Genomic DNA, 25,366 nt, shown 5'->3' with positions numbered 1-25,366 from the left:
GTAAGGGGTGGAGCCGGACGGCTTCATTCTTGCACAGGGAATGGGGGAGATCATGGAGAGAGAATTGTCACCTGCTTCAACCGAACGTGTGCCGGATGCTTCCCGAAGAAGCTTGCGCAGCTTATGGAACCGCCTGGCCAATTATGTATTTGTACTGCCCGGTGTATTGTTTATGGTCATCTTTCTTGTGTTTCCGATTTTGTACAATTTACTGATCAGCTTTCAGAATGTCACCTTGATGAATTTGAGAGGCGAACACGATTTTGTCGGGCTGCTAAATTACAAAACGATTTTTCAGGATGAAGTGTTTGCCGTTTCATTTAAAAATTCAGCCATTTTCACGGTGCTGAGCATCGTTTTCCAATTCGGGATCGGTTTTGCATTGGCCTTATTTTTCAATCTCCGGTTTCCGGGACGCGGTATGATGCGTTCGCTGATGCTGTTAGCCTGGATGATGCCGATTGTCATTACAGCGACCTTATTCAAATGGATGCTGGCCGGCGACCACGGCGTGATGAATTATCTAATGCAGCTGTTCGGCATGATCGACAGTCACCGATTCTGGCTCACGGAGGAAAAAACCGCATTATATGGCACGATTCTCGCGAATATCTGGATCGGCGTACCGTTTAATATGATCATTCTGCTCGCCGGGCTGCAATCCCTGCCGGATCATCTCTACGAAGCAGCCAGGATCGACGGCGCGGGGCGCTGGCGTCAGTTCCGCGACATTACCTTGCCGCTCATGAGGCCTACGATTCTGGTGCTGCTCATGCTCGGGCTGATTTACACCTTCAAAGTATTTGACCTGATCTTCATTATGACCGGAGGAGGTCCCGTTAACGCATCTACCGTATTTCCTCTTTATGCGTACCGGTTGGCCTTCATCAACTTTGAATTTAGTTTGGGCGCCGCGGTATCCAGCATCATGTTTTTTGTGCTGATGGCTTTGTCGGCTGTGTATCTGCGGATGATGCGAAAGGAGGAACATCATTGAGCGCGCATGCCAAATACCGCAAACAAGAATACGCGCTTACGGTCATCGGAGCTGCGGTCACCCTGCTGTTTTTGTTTCCGGTGTACTGGATGATCATTACGTCGCTTAAGCCGATGGGGGAATTGTTTGCCAACCCGCCTCATATGTTCCCTCATGAGCTCACTTTTGCCGCCTATACCGATAATTTTGTATCCAACCGTTCCATGCTGGGGTATATCGGCAACAGCTTTATCATTGCATCGGGCACGATGCTGCTCACGCTGATCCTGGCCGCCCCGGCGGCCTACGGTTTGGCCCGCCTACGCATGTGGGGAAAGGCCGCGATCCTGATTCTGCTCCTGGCGACCCAAATGCTGCCGACCATTATGCTTGCGATGCCTTTGTTTATCGCTTTTTCCAAAATGCAGCTGATCAACAGCTTCCCCGCTTTGATCGTGGCCAACACGACGCATTCGCTGCCTTTTGCGATCCTCGTGCTGCGGCCTTATTTTCTGGCGCTTCCCTCGGGGCTTGAAGAAGCCGCATTGATTGACGGCAGCGACAAATTCAGCGCCTTTTGGCGGATCATTCTGCCGCTTGTAAAGCCTGGATTGCTGACGGTTGGCGCATTCTGCTTTCTGTGGGGGTGGGGAGACTTTATTTTTGCCCTGACGCTGACGACCAATGAAACCATTCGTCCGCTGACCATGGGATTATATAAATTCATCGGGGAATACGGAACCGAGTGGAATAACCTCATGGCCGCAGCGACCATCGCCGCGCTGCCGATCATCCTGATTTTTATCACCCTGCAGCAATCTATTGTCAGCGGTTTGACCAGCGGGTCCATGAAGGATTAGTACGATCATCGGCTACAAATTTATGGAAAAAGCGGCACCAAAGGGAAGGTGGACGTCGATGATGCCTCGGTCTTTATCGCCCGGTTCGAGAACGGAGCGCTCGGGACATTCGAAGTGACCCGATTCGCAGGCGGAAATAAAAACGGCAAGCGCTTTGAGATCAACGGGGAGAAAGCATCCATCCGCTGGGATTTGGAGAATATGAACAATCTTGAAGTGTATTTTGCCGACGACGAGCCGGGATTACAGGGGTACAGGCTGATCAACTGCACGGAAGAGCATCACCCCTATGCCGGAGCTTATTGGCCTGCAGCGCATATTATCGGATATGAGCATACGTTTATCAACCTGGTGCATGAGCTGATGAACGGGATCGCCAAAGGCTATCAGCCCGCTCCCAATTTTGAAGACGGGTTTAAAAATCAAATCGTTCTGGAGGCCGTTGAAACCTCCTCGACGAAGAAAAGCTGGGTTCGCATCGACAGCATCAATTAAAACGGTAGTGTCCGAAGGGAGAGTATACGATGAAATTAGGCGTTTTCCTTACCTTGTTTAGACGAAAAACATTGGAAGAGGCTCTCGCTTATGCAGCCGAATGCGGAGTTCAAACCGTGGAAATCGCAACCGGCGGCTATGTGGGCAACCATCACTGCAAGCCGGAGGAATTGCTGAATAACCCGGGAGAAATTGAGCGCTTCCGCCAATTGCTTGACCGATACAAGCTGGAAATCAGCTCGCTGAGCTGCCACGGAAATCCCCTTCATCCCAACAAAATCGTTGCCGAGGAGCATCATCGCGATTTTCAAAACACGATTAGGTTGGCCCAGCGGCTCGGTGTCCATACGGTCGTCAACTTCTCCGGATGCCCGGGCGAATCGGAAACCTCGCAGCGCCCCGTTTGGATTACGTGCCCTTGGCCTACCGATTTTGCGGAAATCGTAGAGTGGCAGTGGCGGGAAAAGGTGACCCCGTATTGGAAAGAGATGAGCTCGTTTATCCGTGAGCACGGCGTCAAGGTTGCCGTTGAGCCTCATCCCGGATTTGCGGTGTACAACACGGAAACCGCATTACGGCTTTGCGATATCGGGGGAGAGCAGGTCGGCGTGAACTTTGACCCCAGCCATCTGTTCTGGCAGGGCATGGATCCGGTATCGTCCATCTTGGCGCTCCAGGACCGGATCTATCATTTTCATGCCAAGGATACGGCAATCTTCCCTAATCGTACCGCACTCAATGGCGTGCTGGATACGAAGTCATATAAGGATATATCCGCCCGTTCGTGGGCCTTCCGGACGGTAGGCTACGGGCACGGAGCCGACACTTGGAAAGCGATCATCAGCACCCTGCGGCTGGTGGGCTATACCGGAGCGATCAGCATCGAACACGAAGACGGGCTCATGTCCGTACAAGAAGGCTTTATCAAAGCGGTCCGCTTTCTTGAAGAAGTGCTGATTACGGAGACAACTGGAGAAATGTATTGGGCAAATTAATGATTTATTATTGCCCGTTTCCTGTATAGTATAGATTATGTCCGATAATAAACAAGCAGGATCCTGGTTTGCTGTACAGGCAGACATACGGACGGCGCAGCAATGAGAAAGGGATTGGCCCATTGCTGCGCCGTCTTTGACAATGGAGGGGAGTATGTCTGAAATGAACATTCTAGTGGTCGAAGACGAACAGGCAATCAGAAAAGGGATAGAGAGGGCCATTGCCCAGCTGAACGATGGATTCCGCGTATTGAGTACGGCAGACGATGGGGAAACGGCCTTGCAATGGCTCGAGACAGCCAAGGTTTTGCCCGATTTGATCATCACGGATATTTATATGCAGTTTATGGACGGCATCGAATTGATCGAACAGGTGAACAGACGTTATCCGGGTATTCCCTGCGCGATATTGTCCGGTCATGAAGATTTCAGACTGGCGCAAAAAGCCATAGATTTAAAGGTATGCCGGTATATTACTAAGCCTGTGCAGCCGGCAGAGCTGCATGGCATCTTATGCGCGATCCGAGAGGACATCATGAAGGCGCGTTTGCGCTTTGCCTCTCAACAGCACGCGGGCAAACCGTCACGAGCCAACACAGAGAGCTATGTGCGGGAGAAGCTTCTATCGGATTTGCTGGAAGGCAAGCTCCTTTCCATGGCGGAACTAAAGGAGAATGCCGACTGCTTTAACTTTCCACTCGATGGGGAGTATTTCGGCGGCGTCGTCCGGCTGAAGAAAAGCGAGCCGGAGCTGTCGCAGCGGGATTTGCTGCTGTACTGCACCGGAACCAAGCATCTGTTTGGCGAAACCGTCCTCGGAGACGTCAAAGGCTTTGTCTTGATTAAGGATGAACGAACGCTGGTGTTCGGCATTCAGCCTGCGGACTCAAATTCATGCGACAGCATTCAGAATTTTGCTCTTCTGGCCGACAAGGTGCTTGGCATTCCTGTGGCCACAGCCGTGGGAACGGTTGTTCGCGGCATTGTCCGGATTCCGCAATCCGTAAGTCAAGCCTATGATCTATTGGAAGCCCATTCCTTGGGGGAACCTTCCTATCCGTTGGAGGAGGAGCAAAAATTCCGCATGGCGCTTGGCACGGGCAGAACGGAAGAGGCGCTTTTATCAGCGCGGCAATTTCTTCGGATGCTCATGGCGGGCAATGCGGGGGACGCTCATGCGCTGCAAGGCTTTTATAAGCTTGCGGTCTCCGTGGAAAAACTGTTTCAGGAACTGGGACTGCAGTGCCCCGCATTGCCGCAGTTGCACCGGCACTCCATGGCTGTAGCGGCCAAACGAATGCAGCGGTGGCTGGAAGCTTGCGTGATCAGCCGCGGTACGGTGACGAAAACCGGCGCAGCCTCGGATGTTGTTGACAAGGTAGCCGCGTACATAGAACAGCATTACCACGATTATTCGCTTACTCTTCAATCTCTTGCCGATGTCGTTTCGCTTCATCCCAATTATTTGACGCAAACGTTCCGCAAACAAACCGGTTTTTCCTGCATGCAGTACCTGGCAAAGACGCGTATGGAAAAAGCCAAGCAGCTGTTAAACAACACCGATCTGAAAATATCCGAAATTGCGGAGAAGGTCGGCTACGAGAACCCCCTTTATTTCAGCAGCTACTTCAAGAAATGGGTCGGTAAAAATCCATCAGACTACAAAGAGGAATCCGGTTCCTATGCTTAAACCGCTGTTCAGACATCTCTCTCGATGGTACACCACACTCAACAGTAAAATTTTCATTAAGCTCATCCTCATCATTTCGGTTCCGAATCTGCTGTTGATTGCTGTCATCGCCCAATTGATGTCCGATCAGATCGAACAAAAAGAGGCGGAAATGAACAATACGCTGTATGTGCTGGAGCATGCGGCAAGCAGAGAAATACGGGCTATTTTTAACGATGTGACCACTTTGACGAACCAGATTCTGATTGACCCCGACGTGCAGAGGATATTAGCCTCGGCCAAGAAAACCATGGAGGAGGGAGATGCCGGCCGCCCGCTTGATGAAAATGTGCGTCTACAGGAGAGATACGCCAACGAGCACACCATGAGGAACCTGCTGTCCAGATCCCGGTTGGTTTGGAACAATATTTTTTCCATCGCCATCATCGATATGAACGGAGAAGTATATTTGAATACGTCCGAAAATTACCGGATCTATCCTGAAGATTTGGAGCGTTCCGAGCTGTTTAAGACGGTGATCTCGGCGGAGCAGTCCGGTTTGGCATGGAGCGTCAGCGATGCATTAATCAAAAACAAGGATATGATCACCATCGCGCGTAAAATCTATGGCGTAACGCAGCCGACCGAGATGATCGGTTACGTTATTGTGAATCTTTCTTTGGACGCCGTTCGCAGCTCCTTTGAGACCTACAATTATTACGGCCAAATGATGTTCGGCATGATCCATGCATCGGAAAACGGGTGGATGGTATACGACAATAAGAAAATCCAGGGCGGCACCGGCCCTCTGATCGATCAAGCAGCGGGGGATATCGCATCCAAGCTGACGGAAGTTCGCCTAAACGGCCGCATATGGAGAACCGTTCTCATGCGGATGGACCAGCAGGACTATCTTTTTGTCGGGCTTGACAAGGAATTTATCCATAAAGAAACGAAAGAAATTCGGAATAAACTGATTTACGGTTATGTGATTTTTCTATTTCTTGCATTGATCGTATCCTTGTGGGCGACGAAAATACTGTCTCAACGGCTCAGGCAGCTGATTAAGGCCATGCGTAAATTCGGTCAAAACATGTGGGGAACGCGAATCTCGCTCAAGGGAAACGACGAGATCCGCATCATCGGAGATCAATTCAATCTGATGGCGTCCGAAATCGAGGAATTGATGACGAATTTGAAAGAGCAGCAGCGCTTAAAAAGGCTGTTTGAGCTCAGAGTTCTCGAATATCAGATCAATCCTCATTTTTTATACAACACACTGGATTCGATTCATTGGCTCGCTCAGGAGAATGAACAGCCCAAAATCAGCGAGATGGTCAGCGGCTTGTCCAAGCTGTTCCGCATGATTTTAAGCCAGGGCCGGGAAACCATAACCTTGGCCGAAGAGTTTGAAATGGTGCGCGTCTATCTGCAAATTCAAAAAATCAGGTTTGAAGAACGCTTCGATTTTACCCTTCATTTGGCTGATGAAGCAGCCCAATATACGATCGGTAAATTGGTGATGCAGCCCCTTGTCGAAAATGCGATTGTCCATGGGATGCGGCGTTTGAGAAAGAAGGGTCTGCTCCTGATCACGGGTTATCTCGAAGAAGATGAGGTCGTCGTCGATGTCTCCGATAACGGAGTGGGGATGACGGTGGAGCAGTTGAATAAACAACGGGAATTGTTGAATGGCGACGTTCTGGAGGAGGAGATTATTTCCTCTTCCGGATACGGGATGAAAAACGTGGATTCCCGCCTCAAAATGCTATATGGCTGCTCCTATCGGATGATCATTCGTTCATCCGGAGAAGCGGGAGAAGGAACGAGTGTTCAAATTCGGATCAAGAAACAAGCCATGAAAATCTGATGGATTTCATTTACCACTTTGCAAACCAAAAATCTGTTCCGGTACCGGGCCTGGCAGACTTTTGGTTTGCGCTATTTGCATGCGGAAATGACAAGCCCGGATAGGAGAACAAATGGAATTGGGCGGCGCGTTTAAGCTCTGCCGACGATCGGTTGGGTCTTATTTTTTGGCGACGCGCGGACGCTTTTGAATTTCCTCAGTGACGACCATGGCGAGTTCATCATTACCGAAAAGCGACAAGACGCCCAGCAGCGTTTCATCGGCAATTTCGCCGGCCTCTTCTTTAGGCACGGTCAATGCGATCGCCTGCTGCAGCGAAGGATTAGCGTCTTGCTGCGGATAGGCACGGCGGTACAATGCGGCCGGATCGAGATCATGATTAACGCACCACTGGGCAAACACAAGAATCATCATTTGCTCGTCGCGCTGGTAGTTGCGAATGATTTGTTGCTCAAGTTCGTTTTGACTCATTGAAAAATCTCCTTTTACACGGTAATATGGGTTCATTATAGAGAAAGTTCAGGTGCGCTGACAATGATCATGAACGAAAAAAATAAAGCCTCCGAGTTTCACCTCACAGGACCAAACGGGGAAGACCTGGGCATCGTCCCGACGAAAAAAGCTCTGGCCATGGCCCAAAAACTCAAGGTTGATTTGGTATGCACCTCATTCATGAGCAGTCCTCCGCCATGCAGGCTGATCGGTGCAGGAGCGGCCAGGCAGGAGGCGCAGCAGCCCGGAAGCAGGATCGCGTGCCCAAGCTGAAGGAGATTCGTCTTACACCCGGGATTGAAGAGCAAGACTACGAGACCAAATTGCAGCAGGCACAGAAAATCCTGAAATCCGGCGATTCGGTGATGTTCGTTGTCCGGGCGCAAGGGAAAGAAGAGGGGAGGGGAAAAGCGCTTTTAGAGGATATACTGCGGGATCTCAGCACGGCAGGCCGTAAAAAACGGCGATTCAGATCAGCGGTAAGCAAGCTGCCGTTCAAATCGATCCGGTCTGAAGGAGAGCACGACAGCCCACAGCTTGATTGATCAATGATAATTGGGGATGGAGATGGGAACACGTGCTTCGGATCGTTTTGTTTTATGTTCCATTGGGCGCGGAACGGCTGGACCGATGACGGAAGATACGGGGCTGTCATTTTTATGGTCGGCGTGATCATCGAATGCATGGTCTCCGTCTGGGAAGGATCCGCCCTCAAAAAACGCCTTCCGGAGCGAAGGGACCATCAAAGCATTGAGCTGGCGCGGCATTTGCTTCCTTTTTATTTGTGCTTCCATCCATCAAATTGTTATCCAATTTTATTCGTCGGATCGCCGCAATGTTTTGATTGTCGTTGCCTGCTTATCCATATTATCGCCCGCTTTTCTCCTGACGATCTCATCGGATGCAGGGGGGAAGATGGCTGTTGGAAGGTGTTCTTGGCGTGCACGGGCCGTTGCTGCAGGAAGTTCAGATGCTGTTGAAATTATTGTCCATACAGAGTTTGCTGTTTCCCTGGATCGATTTTTTAGCCGGGAAATGCATGCTGCTGGGGAAAACCAAACCGATTATGGCGAGCAAAATGGTATCTGTGCTGTTCTCCGTCGCTTTATTGATTTTGTTCGTTTTTACGATTCCTCATCTGAACGGAGGACTGACCGGTCTGGCTGCCGCCATCGCGGCGCCATTGGAGCTGGCAACGGTATATGTCCTGCTTCACCGGCTGGAAAAACAGTCCGACCCGTTCCTGCTGAACCGCTCAACAGGCTCCGCCTTATAGCAGCTCTTTCGTATGGACAGGATATAAAAAGACTTTGATGAATCTGACACAAGGCGAAAGGGGATGAAGAACCATGAATTCCAGAAAGCTGGAGGAAGAATTGGCGCAAAAACTGACGGAAGGCCAAATGGAGCAGGAGGATACGAAGGAGGCCGCACGCAAACGGCTGCCGATCAAAACCGAGATCCGCATTCAGGCACAGATTGATCCGGTGCTTGAAGAGACCAGAAGGTTTCGGCAAATGGCCTCGGAAGTGGATGATCGATATGCCAAATATGACCGGTTGGTCAACGAATCCAAAGATAAGGAAGAGCAATGAATAGATGAACAAAAACGGGTTAAAGAGCTGCTGCTCTTCGACCCGTTTTTGCTTTAGGCAGGAGAGAGTCTAGGATTGCTCCATCCAGAGATAGAGGATAAACAGGAGGAACAAATGCGCCGGATAGAAGCTGCGGTACAACCATTTTTTAATGGATATCTGGTAATTAGGGATAGGATAAGCAAACAGAAAAGTCCCCAGCAGGCTAAATAATTGAATCCAGGCGCCCGTTCCATATACGGCGATAAACATCATGTTCAGGGCCGTATGATAAACGATCAATTTCCACCCGGTAAAATACCGGTAAAGAAAAACAAGCAGCACCCCATAAAGCCCGTAATCCATAGGTATCAACAGGGCGGCAAGCAGTACTCCGGCCATCAGCAGGGCTTTATATTTCTCATCCTTGATGCGATCCGCTGCATATAAGCCAACGATCGACAGCAAAAGAGTAAAGATCACATTTAATTCCCACTCATCGAATGCCAGGGAATACGGAATCTGCGACAAGCAGGCCAGCCAGAACAGCCTCCGCATATAGTTTTTCAGGCTGCTCGTGTGAAGATAGCCTTGGACCAGAAACCAGCAGTAGAGCGGAAAGGCAATGCGTCCGATAATGCGGAACAGATCCGTATGAGGAAAAAAAATGTACCCGACATGGTCAATCAGCATCGTGGTCATAGCAATAAGCTGCAGCATGATGGTATCACCTTCAACTTTGGTTCCCGGGCCAAGCGGTTAGGATATCTTTTACAGCTCATGGGAAGCGATCTTCTTGGCCAGCTGTCGGGATATCTTAGCGATAATATGAAATAATTGATCTTGTTCTTCCGAAGAAAGCGGCTCAATCATCTCGGCCAGCAGCCGGTTTCGGACGTCCAGCACCGTTTCAATAAACCTTTTTCCATTGGGAGTGAGGGTAACCATGACTGTGCGCCGGTCCTCATTGCTCCGCAGCCGCTCAATCAGATTGTCCTTTTCCAACTGATTCAGCGAAATCGTAGTAGCTCCCGAAGACAAATGCAAATGCCGCGAAATATCCGTTACCATGCAGCTTTGGCGCTGGTATATCGTTATCAGTATATGATATTTGGTGCCATTCATACGAAGCTGCGGGTCTTTATGATGGGCATCCAGCAATTTCATTTTATATCTCAAGAATGTTTCATTAAAATGATCCATGGCTTCGATTTGCGCGGTCATATCTTTTTTTCCATCTCGCATTCCCATTTTCCTTGTTCATCCCCATCTTTCCCGATGAAATGACATAAGTTAAGTATACAGGATTACTTTACTATTTGTATTCTTTTTTTTATTATGATAAATTTATTTTGTTCTAAAATACTTTGTTACAAAGTAATTTATATATTAAAGTATGGAGGGAGAAAACCTATGAAAGGTCGTTTGTTTGCAGCCAATCTGATTGGCATTATCGTCATCGTTGCTTTGATTATGGGAGGTTTCTATTACTATCTTCAAAGCTCACAATATATTAAGACAGAGGATGCGCGCGTCGCAGGAGATATCATAAACCTGTCCGCACCGGCTGCAGGAACCTTGACTAACTGGGACGGGAAAGAAGGGGACGTGGTCGCAAAAGCCAAAGTTGTGGGCCAAGTGAGTGACGGAACCAAGACGGTCAATGTAAGTCCGGTGCTCGAAGGCACTATTGTGAAAAACCAGGCCAAAGAAGGCCAAATGGTTCAACCCGGCCAAACCTTAGCCCAGCTCATCGATATGAAGAAGCTGTATATCGTAGCCAATATTGACGAAACCGACGTGAAAGATATTCAAATCGGTTCGGACGTCGAGGTAACGGTTGACGGTGATTCGAGCAATACGTTAAAAGGCAAGGTAGAGGAGATCGGACGGGCAACGAATTCCGTATTTTCGCTGCTTCCCGTGAGCAATACAAGTGGCAACTACACGAAAGTAACGCAAAAAGTGCAGATTAAGATATCGATCAGCAACTACTCGGACAATGTACTTCCAGGGATGAATGCTGAAGTGAAGATTACCAAAAAATAATGTAATGATTTGGAAAGGAGGAGCGATATGGCTGCTCAAAACTCAGCCGTGAAGAGCGGCGGCGACAGTATTTCCCGGCATATCCCGCTGTTGACCGTGTTGATGCTGGGTTTGTTCCTGGCGATTTTGAACCAGACGTTATTAAACGTTGCTCTTCCACATATGACAGCGGATTTCGGTGTAACGACGAATACGATCCAGTGGCTTTTAACCGGCTATATGCTGGTAAACGGGATTTTAATCCCTTTATCCGCATTCTTAATCGAAAGGTTCGGAGTTCGTTTGTTGTTTTTGATCGCCATGTTCTGTTTTACGCTCGGAGCTCTGATATGCAGCCTGGCCCCGAATTTTCCGCTCATGCTGGCCGGTCGTCTGATTCAGGCCGTTGGCGGGGGAGTGCTTTCCCCTCTTGTCATGAGTGTGATCCTGTATATCTTCCCTCCGGAGATGCGAGGCAAGGGCATGGGGCTTTTCGGGCTGGCTATGATGTTCGCTCCGGCGGTCGGCCCGACATTATCCGGTTGGGTGGTGCAAAATTATGACTGGCATCTACTTTTTTCGGGGATGATACCTCTAGGGGTGCTGGTTCTTATCATTGCCTTTTTTACGCTAAACAATATCGAAGAACCGAAAAAAATAAAGCTGGATTATTTCGGCACCTTTACCTCTTTAACCGGAGTTGGATTGCTTTTGTACGGCTTGACGGAAGCGGGAACGAAAGGCTGGACGGATATCGCAGTCCTGGCTTATCTTGTTATCGGTTTGGCTTTGATCTTCATCTTTGTACTGCAGCAAATGCAGTCCGATACGCCTATGCTGGATATGCGCGTGTTTAAATACAGCATGTTTTCGTTATCCACCGTCATCAGTGTGCTTCTGACAGCCAGCATGTTCGCAGGGATGATTCTGCTTCCCATATACTTGCAAAACTTAAGAGGCTTTACGCCTATGGAGTCCGGACTTCTTATGCTTCCGGGTGCGCTGGTCATGATGGTCATGTCGCCGGTGTCGGGAGCTTTATTCGATAAAGTCGGCCCGCGGCCGCTTGCGATCATCGGCATGATCATTACGACCGTCACCACATATGAATTTACTAAGCTGACAATGGAATCGACGTATAACTTTATTATGATTCTGTATATGCTTCGTTTCTTTGGGATGTCGTTGTTGATGATGCCGATTATGACCGCAGGGATGAACCAGCTACCGAAGGAATTGAACAACCACGGTACAGCAATGTCCAATACGCTGCGTCAAATTAGCGGCTCGATTGGCACAAGCTGGATTACGACGATTTTCACCAACCGGTCGACTTTCCATTTTGCTTCGTATACGAACCGGATGGATACAACCAATCCAGCCTTTATGGAGTCGTTTAATTCGCTGGTTCACAAGATAGCCGATTCGTCGCACCTGCCGCTGGAACAGGCACAAGTCCAAGCCATTTCCCAGCTCGCTGGACAAGCTCAGATGCATTCCACGGTTATGGGGATCAACGATGCCTTTTTCTGGACCTCCATCATTTCGGCCGCCGCCCTGCTGCTGTGTGTATTTCTGAAGGATGTGCGAAAAGATAAAAAGACTGCGGAAAGGGAAGAGGCAGCGAGTACGGAGGTCATTATGCTTCCGGCTCCTGGTCAAACCCGGCAAGGTTAACGTATGGTTAATTCTTGAAAGTCTCGTGAAGCGGAGGCGGTTAAATGAAAATTTACATTGTATACGATAGTGAAGGCGGACATACGGAAGCTTTGGCCCGATCCATCGCTGAAGGGGCCTCGAGAGAGGCTCAGGCGGAGGTGCATATCCACCATGTTCATTCGGCCAGTGTCTACGATCTCGCCGATATGGACGCCATCATTTGGGGGTGTCCCGGGCATTTCGGAACGATTAGTTCGGGGTTAAAAGCCTGGATCGATAAGCTCGGGCATCTATGGGCGAACGGCAAGCTGATCAATAAAATCGGGGCGGTATTCTGTACGACGGCAACACAGCATGGCGGGTTGGAGTCCACCATGGTCAGTTTAATGACTCCCATGCTGCATCATGGGATGATTATCGTAGGTCTTCCCGGCAATATTCCCGAGAATGCCCTGTACGGTTCTTATTATGGCGTCGGCATCACTTGTCCGATCGATAAGGATGAGCTCATAAGCGAGCAGGGAATAGCGCTCGGAAGAGCATTGGGAGAACGCGTCGCTCAGGTGACCAATAAATTCATTCATGTGTAGTGAGGGACATCAGTGTGGAAAGGGGGAGAGGCGGTGATTGTTCCCATATTGAGCATTGCCGTCGGCCTGATCCTTATCGTGATTCTCATTGTTTATAATCTTCGTTCGCTCTCTTCGACCCCTAAAAGAAGCGAGCGGCAATATCCCATAGTCCGTCCTGAAGAAGATTTGGCGAAACCGGAATCGTCAGATGACACGAGCGCATCCGCGGCAGCACCAAAGCATGCCCGGCCGGCGGCCAAAACGGAAAGCATGGAGCCCCAATCAGAAGGAATATCCGTCACTGACGATTCTTCGGTGCTTGAAAGCACGGATTCCGGGCAAACGCGGCGCGCTCCGGATGACGGGAAAATGGCCGATCGGGATTACCGGCAGGCGCTTCAAAAATTTCGGCAGCCGGACCAACGCGAAAGCTCAAAAAAGGATTCGGATCATACGGCAATGAAAGATGACGATTTTCGCGCCGCGCTGCGTTTGATGATGAACGACAGATCGGAAAAACCATAACAGGAAAGGCCCGAAAGCTCATTCGGATGAGCCATTCGGGCCTTTTTGTACACTTGCTATGCTGCGTCTTTTGGCTGTTATTATGGGAGAAGTCGAATTTCTGTAGTTGCACTCTTGTTGTTCGGTAAATGCGCGGTTATATCAAATTGCGTGACGTTTCCGACGACATGAACCGTCCCATCCGGATCTACCGTCACCGTGCCTGTATCGCCTTTGTCCAGATCTCCAACAATATGATCCGCGATAAGCACTACAGCGAGGGCAAAATTATACTTCTGCACTTCATCTTTCTGGTACTTGATGCCGTAGTTGTCGTATACTTTAAGGTTCATCGCAGTAAACGCGTTAAATTCGGCGGAATATACGTTATCCGATACCGTCATTCTTTGATAGGCTCTCGCATCGGCTTCAACCTGACTTGCGGCCACGACCTCGTCTTTTACGTTTACGGTTACCGATGCGACTTTGCTTTCGCCTTTATTGGTCTTGTAAACGATATTCACGGTCGCCGTTCCCGCTTTATTGCCCAGAACATAGCCGCGGTTGTCATTCGAGCGACCGACTTTGACCACATTGGGATCGGACGAGGTGATCGTCTCGATGATGCCTGGAATCGCTACGGCGTCTCCAGCCGCATTGGTCACATTAAATTTGATTTCCTTGGCAAATTTGCTGAGGGTCGGGTCTTCGGCTACCGTCCTTGTGACAAAGCCGTTGAGCCCGGTAGCCGCACTCGTTAATCCGCTATCGATCACGTTGGCGATAGTGCCGGGATTAGTGATAGATACATGGGGATCATTGGTGCTTATCGTTCCGGAAACGGTTAACGTCGCTGTGAGCGGTTTGTCCAGACCGGTTACTCTAATCGTGTACTCGCCGGCGGTTAGCTCAGCATCGTTAACGGTTAAATCCGCTGATTTATGGTCGTTGGACCACTTGGTTGTTGTAGAGAATTGCTGGGTATCCTTGGTAAGGGAAAAGGCGACCTTGGAAGGATCCACCGGCTGGTTCAGTATCACTTGCACGGTCTTATTGTCAACCGATTTGACAGAAACAATCGCTGCCGGAGTTGCGTTATCCTCTTGCTTATGGAACGCTTCATAACCGGCATAAGCGGCTGTAACCAGATCGGCACGGGAAGCCGCAGCACGGCCGTCTTTGCCGGGCGGGTGAATGCCCAAAGCCTGAGCTTGCCTTACAGCATCCTCATACCAGGGACTGCCTGTCACGTTCACCGGCTTACCCAAACCGGCGACGAACACCTTATCCAGCTGGCCTATCGTCACATCATTTCCCGGAGCAAATTCCGTATCCGTCATCCCATCGATCAGCCCGGCCTTCTTAGCGGCTTCTATGTACGGGATCGCCCAGCCATGTTGCGGATCGTCGGCTTTCACATCCGCAAAGCTGGAGGTAGTGATGCTGTAATCAACATCCAAATCGAAGACCAGTGCAGCCACTTTCGCAAACTGGGCACGAGTCATGTTTAGATGAATCCCGAAGGTATCATCCGAAACTCCTTCAAATATTCCTTTAGACAGCAGCGAATCTATCTTTGCTTTCAAAACCGGATCAATATTGGATAAATCATTGAAAGCATAAGAGACTTTTGCGTTAGCAACGGCAACGGCCGACTTATTTTCTACCGGATTGGCCAGGGCTGCGGAAGTCAGCATGGCAAAAGCCATTGTCGAACACGCCAAAATTTTGAAGCTTTTATTCATTAGAAAGGCCTCCTTCATCATTCAATCTGCGAAAACCGGGTGGAAGAGCGTGATAAAGTTGGGAATGAGTACAACGATTTCATTATACATTGGCAAGAATACCAAAGTCATCTGGAAATAAATTAACAGCCCCTTGAACAGCAGCTTGCCAAGGATGGCCGCTTCATTGTTTACATAATATTATTTATGTTGAGTTCAATCGATTGACCATAAAGACCGGCTGGGGATAAATCAATCAAGCTTTTGTCATCCTTGGAACCTTCACCAAAAATAATTCGTATAGTTTTACCGAGGTGAGATTTTTGAGTGATAAGAATTTGATACAGAGCAATGGGAAGAACAAGTCAGGTTGGGTTATTCCTGTTTTTCTTGGTGCTGGAATAGGTGCGGTTTTAGGATTAATTGCTTTTGAGAAGGGTTGGTTATGATTTTAGGTTTATTTTGAATGAAATTGTTAAGCAAACGGGTACGTTAGCTCAATGAACCAGCGGCATGGATGTCTAATACTTTATTTTCTCAGGACAGCTTTTTTTGTTAGACATGAAAGCGGTTTTAGTAGACAATATAGATATTTCACCTGTTGTTTGTTCCATATTCAGACTGCTAAATTCATTAGCTGGACAGGAGGACATTCCCATGTTTAACCTTGACAACAAAGTGGTCATCGTTACTGGAATCGGTTCCGGCATTGGCAGAAGTATAGCTCTGGGACTTGCCCAGGCCGGAGCTGATCTGGTCATTACTGAACTTCCGGAGAGATTGGAAACCGCCAATGAGACTGCCAGGCAAATCCGCAGCGCGGGCAGGCGAGCCCTGGTCGTTGAACTGGATGTAACGGACGTGGGCGGGATCGGGAAGATGATCGAGCAAGCCTGTGATTATTTTGGGAGAATCGATGTACTTGTGAATAATGCCGGAGTGATCATCAGGAAAAAGGCTGTAGAGGTGACAGAAGAAGAATGGGACAGAGTAATGGACGTCAACCTGAAGGGCGTTTTCTTTTGCTGCCAAGCCGCGGGCAAAGTCATGATCCGGCAAGGAAGCGGGAAGATCATCAACATCGCATCCATTAACGGGATGATCGGTTCCGCCGAACGGTCCTCGTACACCGCAAGCAAAGCAGGGGTGATCAATTTGACCCGTACCCTGGCAGCCGAATGGGCTGAATTCGGCATTAATGTCAATGCTATCGGTCCAACATATTTATTAACGCCGTTAACTGAGTCTTTATTTGCACAAGAGACATTTAAAGAGGATTACCTTCGGCGTCAACCTATTCAAAGGATCGGAAAACCGGAGGATCTTCTGGGCACGGTCATTTATCTCGCCAGTTCTGCATCTGATTTGGTCACAGGCCATACGGTCATGGTCGACGGAGGATGGACAGCAGTATAAACCGTATCGGTAACGCTCCAACAACAATCGTCAAAATTCAACGGATATAATACAAAACAAAAATGCTTTTCCTCACTATTTTTGAATATCCGACACCCTGATTTCGACTGTAAATTCATCTCTTTGAATCTACAATGAAAGAAGTAGAGTTGAAATCTGGATTAGGTGTTGCGAGTTTTTAATAGGGAGGGAGTATTGTGCAATCGATGCTGGAATCTGAAAACGAAATTTCTGTTGAAGCCTTCTACAGTACCAAACAAGTTGCTGAAATGACGGAGCTGTCGGACGATTTAATCCGTGTTTACCAAAAAGAATTTAATTTGCAAGTGGAGCGTACCTCTCGCGGACACCGTCGTTTTACGCAAAAGAACATTTCCGATTTGCTGGCGATTAAAGAAAAAATTCAAACCGAAGGCTGGACCTACAACCAGGTGCGTGAATGGCTTGAGGGCAGCGTAAACATGGATAAAACACCGGAGGCCAAATCGAATTTCGAAAAACAAGTTGAGGACCTTGCGGAAAAGGTTACGGACCAAAACGGGCTGCTTCAGATGCTGATTCAAAAGCTGGACGAGCAATCGAAAGTGATGGAACAGCAGCAGCGGTATATTGAGGACTCCTTAAAAATGCGCGACCGGCATCTCACGGAACATCTTCGTTCCCAGTTTGAAGTGGCGGTTGCCGTTGAGGCACCAAAACGAACCGGCCGGGGCAAGCCCGGATTTTTTCAACGCTTGTTCAAAACCAGGTAGGAAGCCGATGCGCCGTAATTTCACTTACAATAAAATCCGCATGCCGGCGGTTCAAAAGCGTGCCGGGGTTATTTGCTCTATCAGCGGATAGCCCCCGGCATTTCTTGCTTTTATTGGGCTGCCTTCAAATTTGCTTTATTCCGACTTACCAAAACAAATCATTTTCTAAAACAAAAAAGAAATCGCTATAAATGAGATATGAATTGCCAAGCAAATACAAGCGAAATCTATTTTCCATTTTCTTGATTAAAGCATCGGATGAAAAGGAAGAGCAAGAATCTAATATTCGATCTAATATTGCCAGTGTTCCGGTTCGCTGGAGAGCCGGTCAGGATTGTCAGACATGTCATTTATTACAGAAGAAAAATGATGTCCTTTAAGACATTAATCGAGTCAGTATGAGGAAAATGTTATGGAAGTTCGTATTTAGTTGTACTTGACAATTGATCAGAGATATTATTTGGAATGCTCATATTGTCAGTTATACTTTTTCACAAAACTCGTATTTTGTACATATGTCTATAAATCGATTAGGCCCTTTGTATGGCATGCTTTCATATATCTTGTTACACAATTTGATGTGATTTTTCGTACATTAAAAAATAAGTTTCGATGATCCGATCCACTATATTTAAACAAAAAAAGCCGACCAATTAGGCCAGCTTTTTTTGGGTAAGATATTTTCATGTTCTTCACATATTTACCGGAACTCGAACTGACTTTCTTCTGCTCTCCCTAATTTATACCACCCCCTCTATTATTTCTTACTGCACTTGGCATTAACAAGATAATGACAATGACTTCTTTCCTTAGTTTTATATATAATTCTAATTCTACAAAAAAAGGAATATTGAATGGAATGCCTGAGACAAATCCAACCAATCTATGTTCGATCTGAATATTGATCCTTTTAGTGTGCTCAATAGTATCCTTCACCCATTATCTATAATTAGTAGATTTTGTTTATAAAATAAATTGTCTGATAATAAAGGATGAATGTCTAATTGCTTGTCAAAAAAGGGGGGATTGCCGAAAGAAATTGGGTTTAGTGATTGTATCATCGTAATGACTGTGGAAAATGTGTGTCGTTGCCGGTGAAACCGGAGGTATTAGCCATGACCAATCCCCAGTAAGATTTCGTCCTTCGTCAGATTCGATCTGCTCAAAAAGTTGAAATTGTTTCGCTGCAGTGTGGTGATCGACAATGGTGACACCTTGTTCATTGAAAGAGTGCAACACAGCGATGTTTAACTCGATCAGTGCCCTGTCCTTCCACAAGGATGTGTCCGTTTTGGTATTAAGCCCCATTAAATGAGCCACCTTGGGTAACATGTTGTACCGCTGAGTATCGGCGAAATTACGTGCACCGATCTCTGTTTCCATATACCAACCATTGAACGGTGCTGCTGAATAGGTAATGCCGCCTATTTCTAATGCCATGTCTGAAATCATTGGAACAGCGTACCACTTGAGTCCTAATTCAATGAATTGAGGTAAATCCGGATGACGAATATCGACTTCCATTACTAAGTCGTCAGGAATAGGGAACCATACAGGCTTTTCCCCATTTACTTGAATAACTAATGGTAACACATCAAATGCCGTTCGTTTACCTCGCCATCCTAACTCCTCACAAATACGTGTAAAACGCACTGAATGTGGATCGCCCACGATACCTTGATCTGTTTCATAACCGGCGTAGCGAATGAGTTGGTGATTCCAGATCCGAATCTTAGGGTCGAACACTGTGATGGTTGGCCTGATTTTTCCTACGTTCGTTGCATATTCAATATGGCGATAAAGAGCAGTCACAACTTCCTCAGCGGTTTGTCGACTTCTTTCGTCAAACACTTTGAGTGACTGCCAAAATAATCGTCCTATACATCGATTGCTATTTCTCCAAGCCATTCTAGCACCGTGTTCCAATTCCTCAAATGAATGCTCATAGGTTCCATCCTGTTTGATCATGTTCCATATTTCCGATATTCTTTCGTGAGTTTCGTCTATCCCCTTTCCGAGTTCCTCATAGCAAGTGATAATGAATTTTCTTGATTCTTCGTATAGTTCCATGCTGAAATGTTCCTTTCAAGTCCGCCGGTAGATATACTTTTCCACTGTATAGTATACTCCAAATTATACCCATTTACTATTGAGCTCTTCTGCCCGTTAGCCTAATACACTTTGCCAGTCTAATATTTATTCTCTTAGTCTAATGTTGGAATCCGATCGACATCGCTCTACAATGTTGTGGTACATTCACATTCAATGTTTACATAATAATTATTATGTAAACTTTATGGCATTATGATCTGCCAACACATGGAGGCCTGGTACGTGAGTCAAAAGGACAAGCGGGACCAGCTTAAGCAGATCATTCCTCTCAACCTGCACCTGCCAATTTTAAAAAGACACGTTCTCAAAATTGGGTTAGGCTGCCTTTTTAACGGCATGACTCTTAGATGCTTGAATGAATTTGTTCCGCTGTATTGGGGAGATATTCCTGCTTGTCCCCTTCTGATTCCTCCACGTGCTTGGGAAACGTAAGTATGATCAGGAAACTAAAATCAATGGGATACTGAACAAAATGAAGTAGGTTTTGAATTCAAAAGTTCAAAGCCAATAAATAACCGCCTATTGTCGGTCCGAGAATAGAACCGATCCGGCCGACGCCAAGCCCCCAACCGACGGAGGTCGAACGCATTCGGGTAGGGAAAACTCTGTTTTGAGCGAATGGATAATGTTTTGAGCGCCTACGATCAGCATGGCGGCAAGTCCGTTGAACACATATAAAGCGGCAACCGTTTCGATATAACCAAAATCCACAGGCTGACCGCCCCCATTTTCATTTTTGAATTTTTGAATCGAGCAGGCCTATGCGCACTTAGGTTTTTTCACTCGAAAAAGCACTTCCGGAGCAATCATCAGCAGCACCATCGAGCCGTATAATCCAATCGTGTAGCTGGTCACGTAAGCGAAGCCGATGATCTGGTGAAACACGAAGGTGAGCAGATGGATCAGCATATTCGTATAGCAAAAGGCATAGCTTCGAATCATCCACCGACGATGCTGAAGAATCCGTTTTTTAAAGATGTGGACAAGAGCAGTTGCCGTTATGACCAGCCAGAGAATATTGAGAACATTAAAGCCTATACTGCTTATTTTTCCTCCCGTGGCATAGGGCGCCATGTATCCGGATGTCAGCACGGCAATAAGCACGGACGAAACATAGACGCAGCCGTTCACGCGATGAAAACCACGGTGCTTCTCATAGCTGCGCCTTGAACAATTGATGAGACCCGAGCCCATCGCAATACAGGCGAAACCTGCATGAATATACATGACCATTAGCCAGATCCGAGGTTTAAGCTCATACTCAAGACCTGCTTTATGACTTAAAAACGTCTCGGCACCTGGATCGACAACGAAATTGTTGACCAAGACATAAAGGATGTAAATCATACTAACGCACGCGATCAGCTTGTAGAAGGTTTGGCGTCTGTTCATGCTTTTACCCCTTATATTCGCTTCCCTGTTAATTTGGAGGCCGGCAATACATCGGCTTTGGCGAAACCGGTCATAATGTCATTCACCGATGTGCCTTGAAGGCTCGCGGCGTTTGGGTCACGGACCGCCGATCCCTTACGCGGGGGGATACCGATGTTACGCCAGACCGTTCCTCTCCGTTCAAATTCGAACAATTGCTCTACTGCATGTGCAATCCGAGGCCCCAGCTCCCGCTCAACGAGATGGAGCGCGATATCCAGCCCCGAGGTTACACCGCCCCCGGTAACAAGGTTGCCGTCATCGACTACGCGAGCCGGAACAGGTATGGCACCGGTCGCCCCAAGCACATCCATTCCCAAGTAATTCGTTACCGCCGGCCTTCCTTCCAGCAGTCCTCCCATGGCCAGCACCAAGGAACCCCCGCATACGGTAGCCACTACGATATCCGGATGCCCGAGTGCCTGCTTAAGTATTCCGGTCAGTTCCGTGTTCACGGCACGGGCCAAAATGGCAGGAATGGAATTTGGGCTGTCTCCTTCTATCTCACCGGACGCGCCAGGCACGAGAATGATGCCCTTTCGGTATGGGCTCAGCCTGCCGCCCGCTTCAATTTTTAACCCGTTTACGCCACTTGGGACGAGCCTTGGCCCTTCCGCAGTGACGAATTCCACACACAACGCATGATCGGCAACCATTCCGGCCGCGCAAAATACTTCGTAAGGTGCAATAGCATCCAGAAGATCGAAGCCATCGAACAGCACGATTTGTACAGTCAACATCCATATAACCTCCTTTTATTCACTCCACTGATAGGTAGGATACCAAAAGAATCTCTCAAACGTAGCGCCAAAAAGGTAACAAAACCATAAACAAACCGTCACAATATGCGCGGAACTCGTTTTTTTGGCGGAAGAGATGATACACTTATATATATATTCGGTAAGGGTCAATCCTCGGAATGAAGGCGGGATCGATATGAATGAAAGACCTACGATCTTGGTCGTGGACGATGACCGGAGCATCGTTGAACTATTGAGAGACTTTTTGGAGAATGATCATTTTCAGGTCGTAATGGCTAATGACGCGGCGCAAGCATGGACAGCGTTTCAACAGAACACGGTTCATTGCATCATCCTGGACGTTATGATGCCGGGACAAAACGGATTTGATTTCTGCCGGCGCGTTCGGACGGAAAGCCCTGTTCCGATCCTGTTCTTGAGTGCCCGCAGCGATGATGTAGACAAGATTCGCGGGTTGACACTTGGCGGCGATGACTATATCGTCAAAACCGCTTCACCCGGCGAAATCGTTGCCCGCGTAAAGGCTGTTCTGCGACGCGCCGGCAACCAGCAAGCAAGTGCGGCCAAGGTGTTGGATTATGGCCGTCTTAAGCTCGATTTGTCTACTAGAGAAGTGTTCGTCGATAGAAGGAGAGTCTCGCTCACGCCGAAGGAATATGAGCTGCTGCGATTGTTTGCGGAGCAACCGAGACAGGTGTTTACCTATGATCAATTGCTCGCGAAATTCTGGGATGGCATCGGCGATAAGCATACGATTCGCGTCCATCTGAGTCGTCTTCGCGAGAAGATCGAGCTGGATCCGGATCAGCCGCAATATTTAACCAACGTATGGGGCGTTGGTTATCGCTTCGAGGGGCGTATAACATGAGGAAGCTTCGTATTCGTACCTATGCCTTGTTCAGTTTGGTGCTCCTTCTGCTGCTGCCATGGGTTTTCTTTGTGGCAGCTCACTTCATCACGACCCAATCGCTGCATATTGGAGCGGGCCGGCCGGATTCCTATGCGGTTCCCATTGTGGCTGCGTTTGCAGGGCTTCTGCTCGCTTTCTTTATTGTAGGCATTCGCATGCGAAGGCTCCTTCTTATGCCCCTTGAGAAAATGAGCCAGGCAGCTCGGCAAATTGCCGAAGGCGATTGGGACGTTCAGCTGCCCCCATCGACCATCAGAGAGATTGCCGAGGTTCGAGAGGGATTCGAAGTCATGGTGAACGGTCTGCTAAGCTCGCACCGGAAGCAAGCGGAGCTGGAGGAGGAACGGAGATTCGTTATCGCTGCTGTCGCACATGACTTGCGGACACCGTTATTTGCCTTGCGCGGTTATTTGGACGGGGTTGAGCAAGGCATTGCGCAAACACCGGAACAAATCGCAAAGTATGTGGATGTTTGCAAGGAGAAATCGGCGCAATTGGACCGGTTGGTCGAGGATCTTTTCACCTTTACGAAGTTGGAGTACCTGGAAACGGAGCTAAGCAAGAACACAGCAGGTTTTAACGAAATTGTTCAGAAATCGATTGACAGCCTGGAGCCGCAAGCGCAGAAGAAGCACATCTCGATCGTCGCCCATTATGCGCCGGATGATTGTTTGATTCGAGCAGATTCGCACTTAATGGAGCGCGCGTTGAGCAATTTATTGGATAATGCCGTGCGGCACACGCCTGCTCATGGCCGCATTCTCGTTCAGTGCCGCCAGCAGGGAGATCGGGCAGCGTTCACGATCCAAGATTCAGGGCCGGGCTTTGCGCAGGATGAGCTCAAACGTATCTTTGAGCCTCTTTATCGGGGAGAGCAATCGAGAAATCGTGCGACGGGAGGAGCCGGATTGGGGCTGACCATATCCCAGCGAATCATCCGCCGGCATGGAGGCGAGCTTGCTGCAAGCAACCACCCGGAGGGAGGAGCCATCCTCTCAGGCTGGATTCCTGTCGCTAACCGATAGGAAGACCGGCTCCAAATAACCAAGGAAGCAAGCGAAGGCTGCCAGCAAATATTCGGTATCCTTCGCTTATCGTTCATCGTCCCAGCAATTTTACTATTTAGAAGGGATCAGCACGGATCCCTCCATGAGTCTTCGAGCACTGCGGCTCATGACCACTTTTTTCACGATCCAGCCTGTTTCCTCTTGTACGGCATCAGCACCTGCCGTTAAGGTACCGGAGGGGTGACCAAAACAAAGTGCTGACTTGGTGTCACCTAAAATCTTACTGACAATCGTTCCCGGAATTGCAGCTGCAGCGGCGATCGCAACAGCACCCGTACCGGTCATGGCATGATGAAGTTTACCCATGGAAAGAATGCGTGCCAAAATATCAATCCCCTCCGCTCGCACTTCTTTTCCGTCGGACGCCGTGTAGCTCGCCGGTTCTCCGAAAAATGCGATTTTCGGCGTGTGCTGACGCTTCGTCATGACATATTCGACGTTATCGGCCAGACCCATGGCCACAGCTCCATGAGCCCGAATCGCTTCAAAGCGGGCAAGAAGCTCCGCATTACCGTTGATATCCTGCTGCAGCTCCGTTCCCGTTAATCCCAAGGATGATGCCGAGACAAAGATAGCAGGGTTTCCGGCATTCATTAAGGTGACCTCCACCTCTCCCACACCTGGTACCGGAAGTACATCTATTGGATTTCCTGTAGGGAACATGGCTCCTCCCTCCTCATCCCCATCGCCCGCACCCGGATCTAGAAATTCCAATTTAATTTCCGCTGCGGGGAAAGTGACACCATCCAGCTCGAAATCACCCAACTCTTGCACCTCTCCATCCTTCATCGGGACATGAGCAATAATCTTCTTGCCGATATTTGCTTGCCAGATATTTATTGCAGCCACTCCATCCCGCGGAGTGTCTACCAGGCCTCTATGTATGGCAAAAGGCCCTACAGCCGCAGTAAGATTTCCACAGTTCCCGCTCCAGTCCACCAACGGTTGTCCGATGGCAACCTGTCCGAATAAATAATCTACATCACATCCCGGCCGATTACTTTTACTGATAATGACGACCTTGCTCGTACTCGATGTAGCCCCGCCCATACCATCAATCTGCTGACCATACGGATCCGGACTACCTATAATACGTAATAATACTCCATCACGCTCAGTTGGATCGGCCGGTAAATCATCCGGTACGAAAAACACCCCCTTGCTTGTTCCGCCACGCATATATATTGCCGGGATTTTGATTTGTTTTCCCCATTTACTCATGACCGTTGTACCTCCATTTCCTTTATCTTTGCCTCTCTTCTTTTTGACTCAACGCCAGTTTATTTCGCAGCACCATCTGCAACACTCCACCGTGGCGATAGTAATCAATCTCGACTTCACTATCGAATCTTACCGCTGCTTCAAACGTTTTTTGCGTTCCATCCTCGTCCGCTGCCGTTACTTTAACAAGCTGCCGCGGCTTGATGTCTCCGAGCAATCGACTCCGGGCATAATCAGCAAGCCTGTTGTCTATCGCGGTTTTGAATTAAACTTAGAAA

At 48.4% G+C, this 25,366-nt stretch carries 28 protein-coding genes and 1 pseudogene; 19 read left to right on the top strand and 10 right to left on the bottom strand.

Annotation, left to right across the window (positions count from 1 at the left end; genetic code table 11):
• Positions 1 to 40 precede the first annotated feature (40 nt).
• The 6 genes from BLT35_RS17890 to BLT35_RS17865 all read left to right on the top strand — a co-directional run bounded on the left by BLT35_RS17890 (position 41) and on the right by BLT35_RS17865 (position 6,865).
• The gene (locus BLT35_RS17890; protein WP_254777601.1) at positions 41 to 997 is read left to right on the top strand and encodes a carbohydrate ABC transporter permease; all 957 of its coding nucleotides are present in this window, start codon (positions 41 to 43) and stop codon (positions 995 to 997) included.
• Positions 994 to 1,836 (top strand): carbohydrate ABC transporter permease, encoded by an 843-nt coding sequence (locus tag BLT35_RS17885; RefSeq protein ID WP_062408356.1) that lies wholly within the window; start codon positions 994 to 996, stop codon positions 1,834 to 1,836. Before BLT35_RS17890 ends, BLT35_RS17885 begins: the two co-directional genes overlap by 4 nt.
• 18 nt (positions 1,837 to 1,854) lie before the next feature.
• Positions 1,855 to 2,331, top strand: coding sequence for a Gfo/Idh/MocA family oxidoreductase (locus BLT35_RS17880; protein ID WP_437438534.1), 477 nt, complete (start codon positions 1,855 to 1,857; stop codon positions 2,329 to 2,331).
• Positions 2,332 to 2,360: 29 nt separating this feature from the next.
• The gene (locus BLT35_RS17875; protein WP_062408355.1) at positions 2,361 to 3,326 is read left to right on the top strand and encodes a sugar phosphate isomerase/epimerase family protein; all 966 of its coding nucleotides are present in this window, start codon (positions 2,361 to 2,363) and stop codon (positions 3,324 to 3,326) included.
• A gap of 163 nt (positions 3,327 to 3,489) precedes the next feature.
• Positions 3,490 to 5,016, top strand: coding sequence for a response regulator (locus BLT35_RS17870; protein ID WP_160327354.1), 1,527 nt, complete (start codon positions 3,490 to 3,492; stop codon positions 5,014 to 5,016).
• A complete protein-coding gene (locus BLT35_RS17865) occupies positions 5,009 to 6,865 on the top strand; it encodes a sensor histidine kinase (protein WP_074729248.1) in 1,857 nt (618 codons plus the stop codon). Before BLT35_RS17870 ends, BLT35_RS17865 begins: the two co-directional genes overlap by 8 nt.
• 159 nt (positions 6,866 to 7,024) lie before the next feature.
• Here BLT35_RS17865 and yxiS read toward each other — a convergent pair whose 3' ends face one another.
• Positions 7,025 to 7,336, bottom strand: a complete 312-nt coding sequence (gene yxiS / locus BLT35_RS17860) for a protein YxiS (protein ID WP_054818597.1) — start codon at positions 7,334 to 7,336, stop codon at positions 7,025 to 7,027.
• A 63-nt stretch (positions 7,337 to 7,399) separates the two neighbouring features.
• Here yxiS and BLT35_RS28085 point away from each other — a divergent pair, with 63 nt between their 5' ends.
• The 4 genes from BLT35_RS28085 (at position 7,400) to BLT35_RS17840 (ending at position 8,952) form a co-directional block, all read left to right on the top strand.
• Positions 7,400 to 7,630, top strand: coding sequence for a hypothetical protein (locus BLT35_RS28085; RefSeq protein WP_418007099.1), 231 nt, complete (start codon positions 7,400 to 7,402; stop codon positions 7,628 to 7,630).
• Positions 7,618 to 7,902, top strand: coding sequence for a translation initiation factor (locus BLT35_RS28080; protein WP_437438532.1), 285 nt, complete (start codon positions 7,618 to 7,620; stop codon positions 7,900 to 7,902). The genes BLT35_RS28085 and BLT35_RS28080 overlap by 13 nt, the downstream gene beginning before the upstream one ends.
• Before the next feature lie 356 nt (positions 7,903 to 8,258).
• The gene (locus tag BLT35_RS17845) at positions 8,259 to 8,633 is read left to right on the top strand and encodes a hypothetical protein (RefSeq protein WP_175472011.1); all 375 of its coding nucleotides are present in this window, start codon (positions 8,259 to 8,261) and stop codon (positions 8,631 to 8,633) included.
• A 73-nt stretch (positions 8,634 to 8,706) separates the two neighbouring features.
• The gene (locus tag BLT35_RS17840) at positions 8,707 to 8,952 is read left to right on the top strand and encodes a hypothetical protein (RefSeq protein ID WP_062408350.1); all 246 of its coding nucleotides are present in this window, start codon (positions 8,707 to 8,709) and stop codon (positions 8,950 to 8,952) included.
• A 69-nt stretch (positions 8,953 to 9,021) separates the two neighbouring features.
• Here BLT35_RS17840 and BLT35_RS17835 read toward each other — a convergent pair whose 3' ends face one another.
• Both BLT35_RS17835 and BLT35_RS17830 read right to left on the bottom strand, forming a co-directional pair.
• Complete coding sequence (locus BLT35_RS17835) at positions 9,022 to 9,651, bottom strand: TraX family protein (RefSeq protein WP_083351332.1); 630 nt, start codon at positions 9,649 to 9,651, stop codon at positions 9,022 to 9,024.
• Between the two features lie 51 nt (positions 9,652 to 9,702).
• A complete protein-coding gene (locus tag BLT35_RS17830; protein WP_062410910.1) occupies positions 9,703 to 10,176 on the bottom strand; it encodes a MarR family transcriptional regulator in 474 nt (157 codons plus the stop codon).
• Between the two features lie 168 nt (positions 10,177 to 10,344).
• Here BLT35_RS17830 and BLT35_RS17825 point away from each other — a divergent pair, with 168 nt between their 5' ends.
• From BLT35_RS17825 to BLT35_RS17810, 4 genes are read left to right on the top strand one after another with little or no spacing between them, the layout of a single operon-like run.
• Complete coding sequence (locus tag BLT35_RS17825; RefSeq protein WP_074729241.1) at positions 10,345 to 10,980, top strand: HlyD family efflux transporter periplasmic adaptor subunit; 636 nt, start codon at positions 10,345 to 10,347, stop codon at positions 10,978 to 10,980.
• A gap of 27 nt (positions 10,981 to 11,007) precedes the next feature.
• Positions 11,008 to 12,636 carry a DHA2 family efflux MFS transporter permease subunit gene (locus BLT35_RS17820; RefSeq protein ID WP_074729239.1) on the top strand — a complete coding sequence of 543 codons (1,629 nt, stop codon included), beginning with the start codon at positions 11,008 to 11,010 and terminating at the stop codon, positions 12,634 to 12,636.
• A gap of 44 nt (positions 12,637 to 12,680) precedes the next feature.
• Positions 12,681 to 13,208, top strand: coding sequence for an NAD(P)H-dependent oxidoreductase (locus tag BLT35_RS17815; protein ID WP_074729237.1), 528 nt, complete (start codon positions 12,681 to 12,683; stop codon positions 13,206 to 13,208).
• A gap of 33 nt (positions 13,209 to 13,241) precedes the next feature.
• On the top strand, positions 13,242 to 13,715 hold the full coding sequence (locus tag BLT35_RS17810; RefSeq protein WP_074729234.1) for a hypothetical protein: 474 nt from the start codon (positions 13,242 to 13,244) through the stop codon (positions 13,713 to 13,715).
• 80 nt (positions 13,716 to 13,795) lie between these two features.
• On the opposite strand, the gene BLT35_RS17805 is transcribed toward BLT35_RS17810, so the two are convergent.
• Complete coding sequence (locus BLT35_RS17805; RefSeq protein ID WP_074729232.1) at positions 13,796 to 15,439, bottom strand: S-layer homology domain-containing protein; 1,644 nt, start codon at positions 15,437 to 15,439, stop codon at positions 13,796 to 13,798.
• A gap of 636 nt (positions 15,440 to 16,075) precedes the next feature.
• On the opposite strand from BLT35_RS17805, the gene BLT35_RS17800 reads away from it, so the two are divergent.
• A complete protein-coding gene (locus BLT35_RS17800) occupies positions 16,076 to 16,834 on the top strand; it encodes an SDR family NAD(P)-dependent oxidoreductase (RefSeq protein WP_074729230.1) in 759 nt (252 codons plus the stop codon).
• Between the two features lie 206 nt (positions 16,835 to 17,040).
• Complete coding sequence (locus tag BLT35_RS17795) at positions 17,041 to 17,586, top strand: MerR family transcriptional regulator (protein WP_235594336.1); 546 nt, start codon at positions 17,041 to 17,043, stop codon at positions 17,584 to 17,586.
• Positions 17,587 to 18,597: 1,011 nt separating this feature from the next.
• On the opposite strand, the gene BLT35_RS17790 is transcribed toward BLT35_RS17795, so the two are convergent.
• The gene (locus tag BLT35_RS17790; RefSeq protein WP_074729228.1) at positions 18,598 to 19,656 is read right to left on the bottom strand and encodes a nitric oxide synthase oxygenase; all 1,059 of its coding nucleotides are present in this window, start codon (positions 19,654 to 19,656) and stop codon (positions 18,598 to 18,600) included.
• 264 nt (positions 19,657 to 19,920) lie between these two features.
• Between BLT35_RS17790 and BLT35_RS17785 the strand changes: the two genes are divergently transcribed.
• Entirely contained in the window at positions 19,921 to 20,130 is a 210-nt protein-coding gene (locus tag BLT35_RS17785) for a hypothetical protein (protein ID WP_054818585.1), read from the top strand.
• 87 nt (positions 20,131 to 20,217) lie between these two features.
• Here BLT35_RS17785 and BLT35_RS17780 read toward each other — a convergent pair whose 3' ends face one another.
• From BLT35_RS17780 to BLT35_RS17770, 3 genes and pseudogenes are all read right to left on the bottom strand, one after another.
• A complete protein-coding gene (locus BLT35_RS17780; RefSeq protein ID WP_074729226.1) occupies positions 20,218 to 20,409 on the bottom strand; it encodes a hypothetical protein in 192 nt (63 codons plus the stop codon).
• Positions 20,410 to 20,457: 48 nt separating this feature from the next.
• A complete protein-coding gene (locus BLT35_RS17775) occupies positions 20,458 to 21,090 on the bottom strand; it encodes a DUF2306 domain-containing protein (protein ID WP_062408339.1) in 633 nt (210 codons plus the stop codon).
• Positions 21,091 to 21,170: 80 nt separating this feature from the next.
• Positions 21,171 to 21,869 (bottom strand): annotated as a pseudogene (locus BLT35_RS17770) (DJ-1/PfpI family protein); the annotation flags it as partial.
• A gap of 196 nt (positions 21,870 to 22,065) precedes the next feature.
• On the opposite strand from BLT35_RS17770, the gene BLT35_RS17765 reads away from it, so the two are divergent.
• Together BLT35_RS17765 and BLT35_RS17760 are read left to right on the top strand one after the other, a co-directional pair.
• Positions 22,066 to 22,758 carry a response regulator transcription factor gene (locus tag BLT35_RS17765; protein ID WP_062408337.1) on the top strand — a complete coding sequence of 231 codons (693 nt, stop codon included), beginning with the start codon at positions 22,066 to 22,068 and terminating at the stop codon, positions 22,756 to 22,758.
• The gene (locus tag BLT35_RS17760) at positions 22,755 to 23,825 is read left to right on the top strand and encodes a sensor histidine kinase (RefSeq protein WP_054818583.1); all 1,071 of its coding nucleotides are present in this window, start codon (positions 22,755 to 22,757) and stop codon (positions 23,823 to 23,825) included. The genes BLT35_RS17765 and BLT35_RS17760 overlap by 4 nt, the downstream gene beginning before the upstream one ends.
• Before the next feature lie 93 nt (positions 23,826 to 23,918).
• On the opposite strand, the gene prpF is transcribed toward BLT35_RS17760, so the two are convergent.
• Positions 23,919 to 25,088 (bottom strand): 2-methylaconitate cis-trans isomerase PrpF, encoded by a 1,170-nt coding sequence (gene prpF / locus BLT35_RS17755; protein ID WP_074729223.1) that lies wholly within the window; start codon positions 25,086 to 25,088, stop codon positions 23,919 to 23,921.
• 22 nt (positions 25,089 to 25,110) lie between these two features.
• Positions 25,111 to 25,305 (bottom strand): hypothetical protein, encoded by a 195-nt coding sequence (locus tag BLT35_RS17750; protein ID WP_054818582.1) that lies wholly within the window; start codon positions 25,303 to 25,305, stop codon positions 25,111 to 25,113.
• Positions 25,306 to 25,366 lie beyond the last annotated feature (61 nt).

It is taken from the genome of Paenibacillus naphthalenovorans (assembly GCF_900099895.1).
Lineage (GTDB): Bacteria > Bacillota > Bacilli > Paenibacillales > NBRC-103111 > Paenibacillus_G > Paenibacillus_G naphthalenovorans.
Note: the sequence above shows the minus strand (reverse complement) of the source record. Positions and strands in the feature narration are given on the sequence as shown.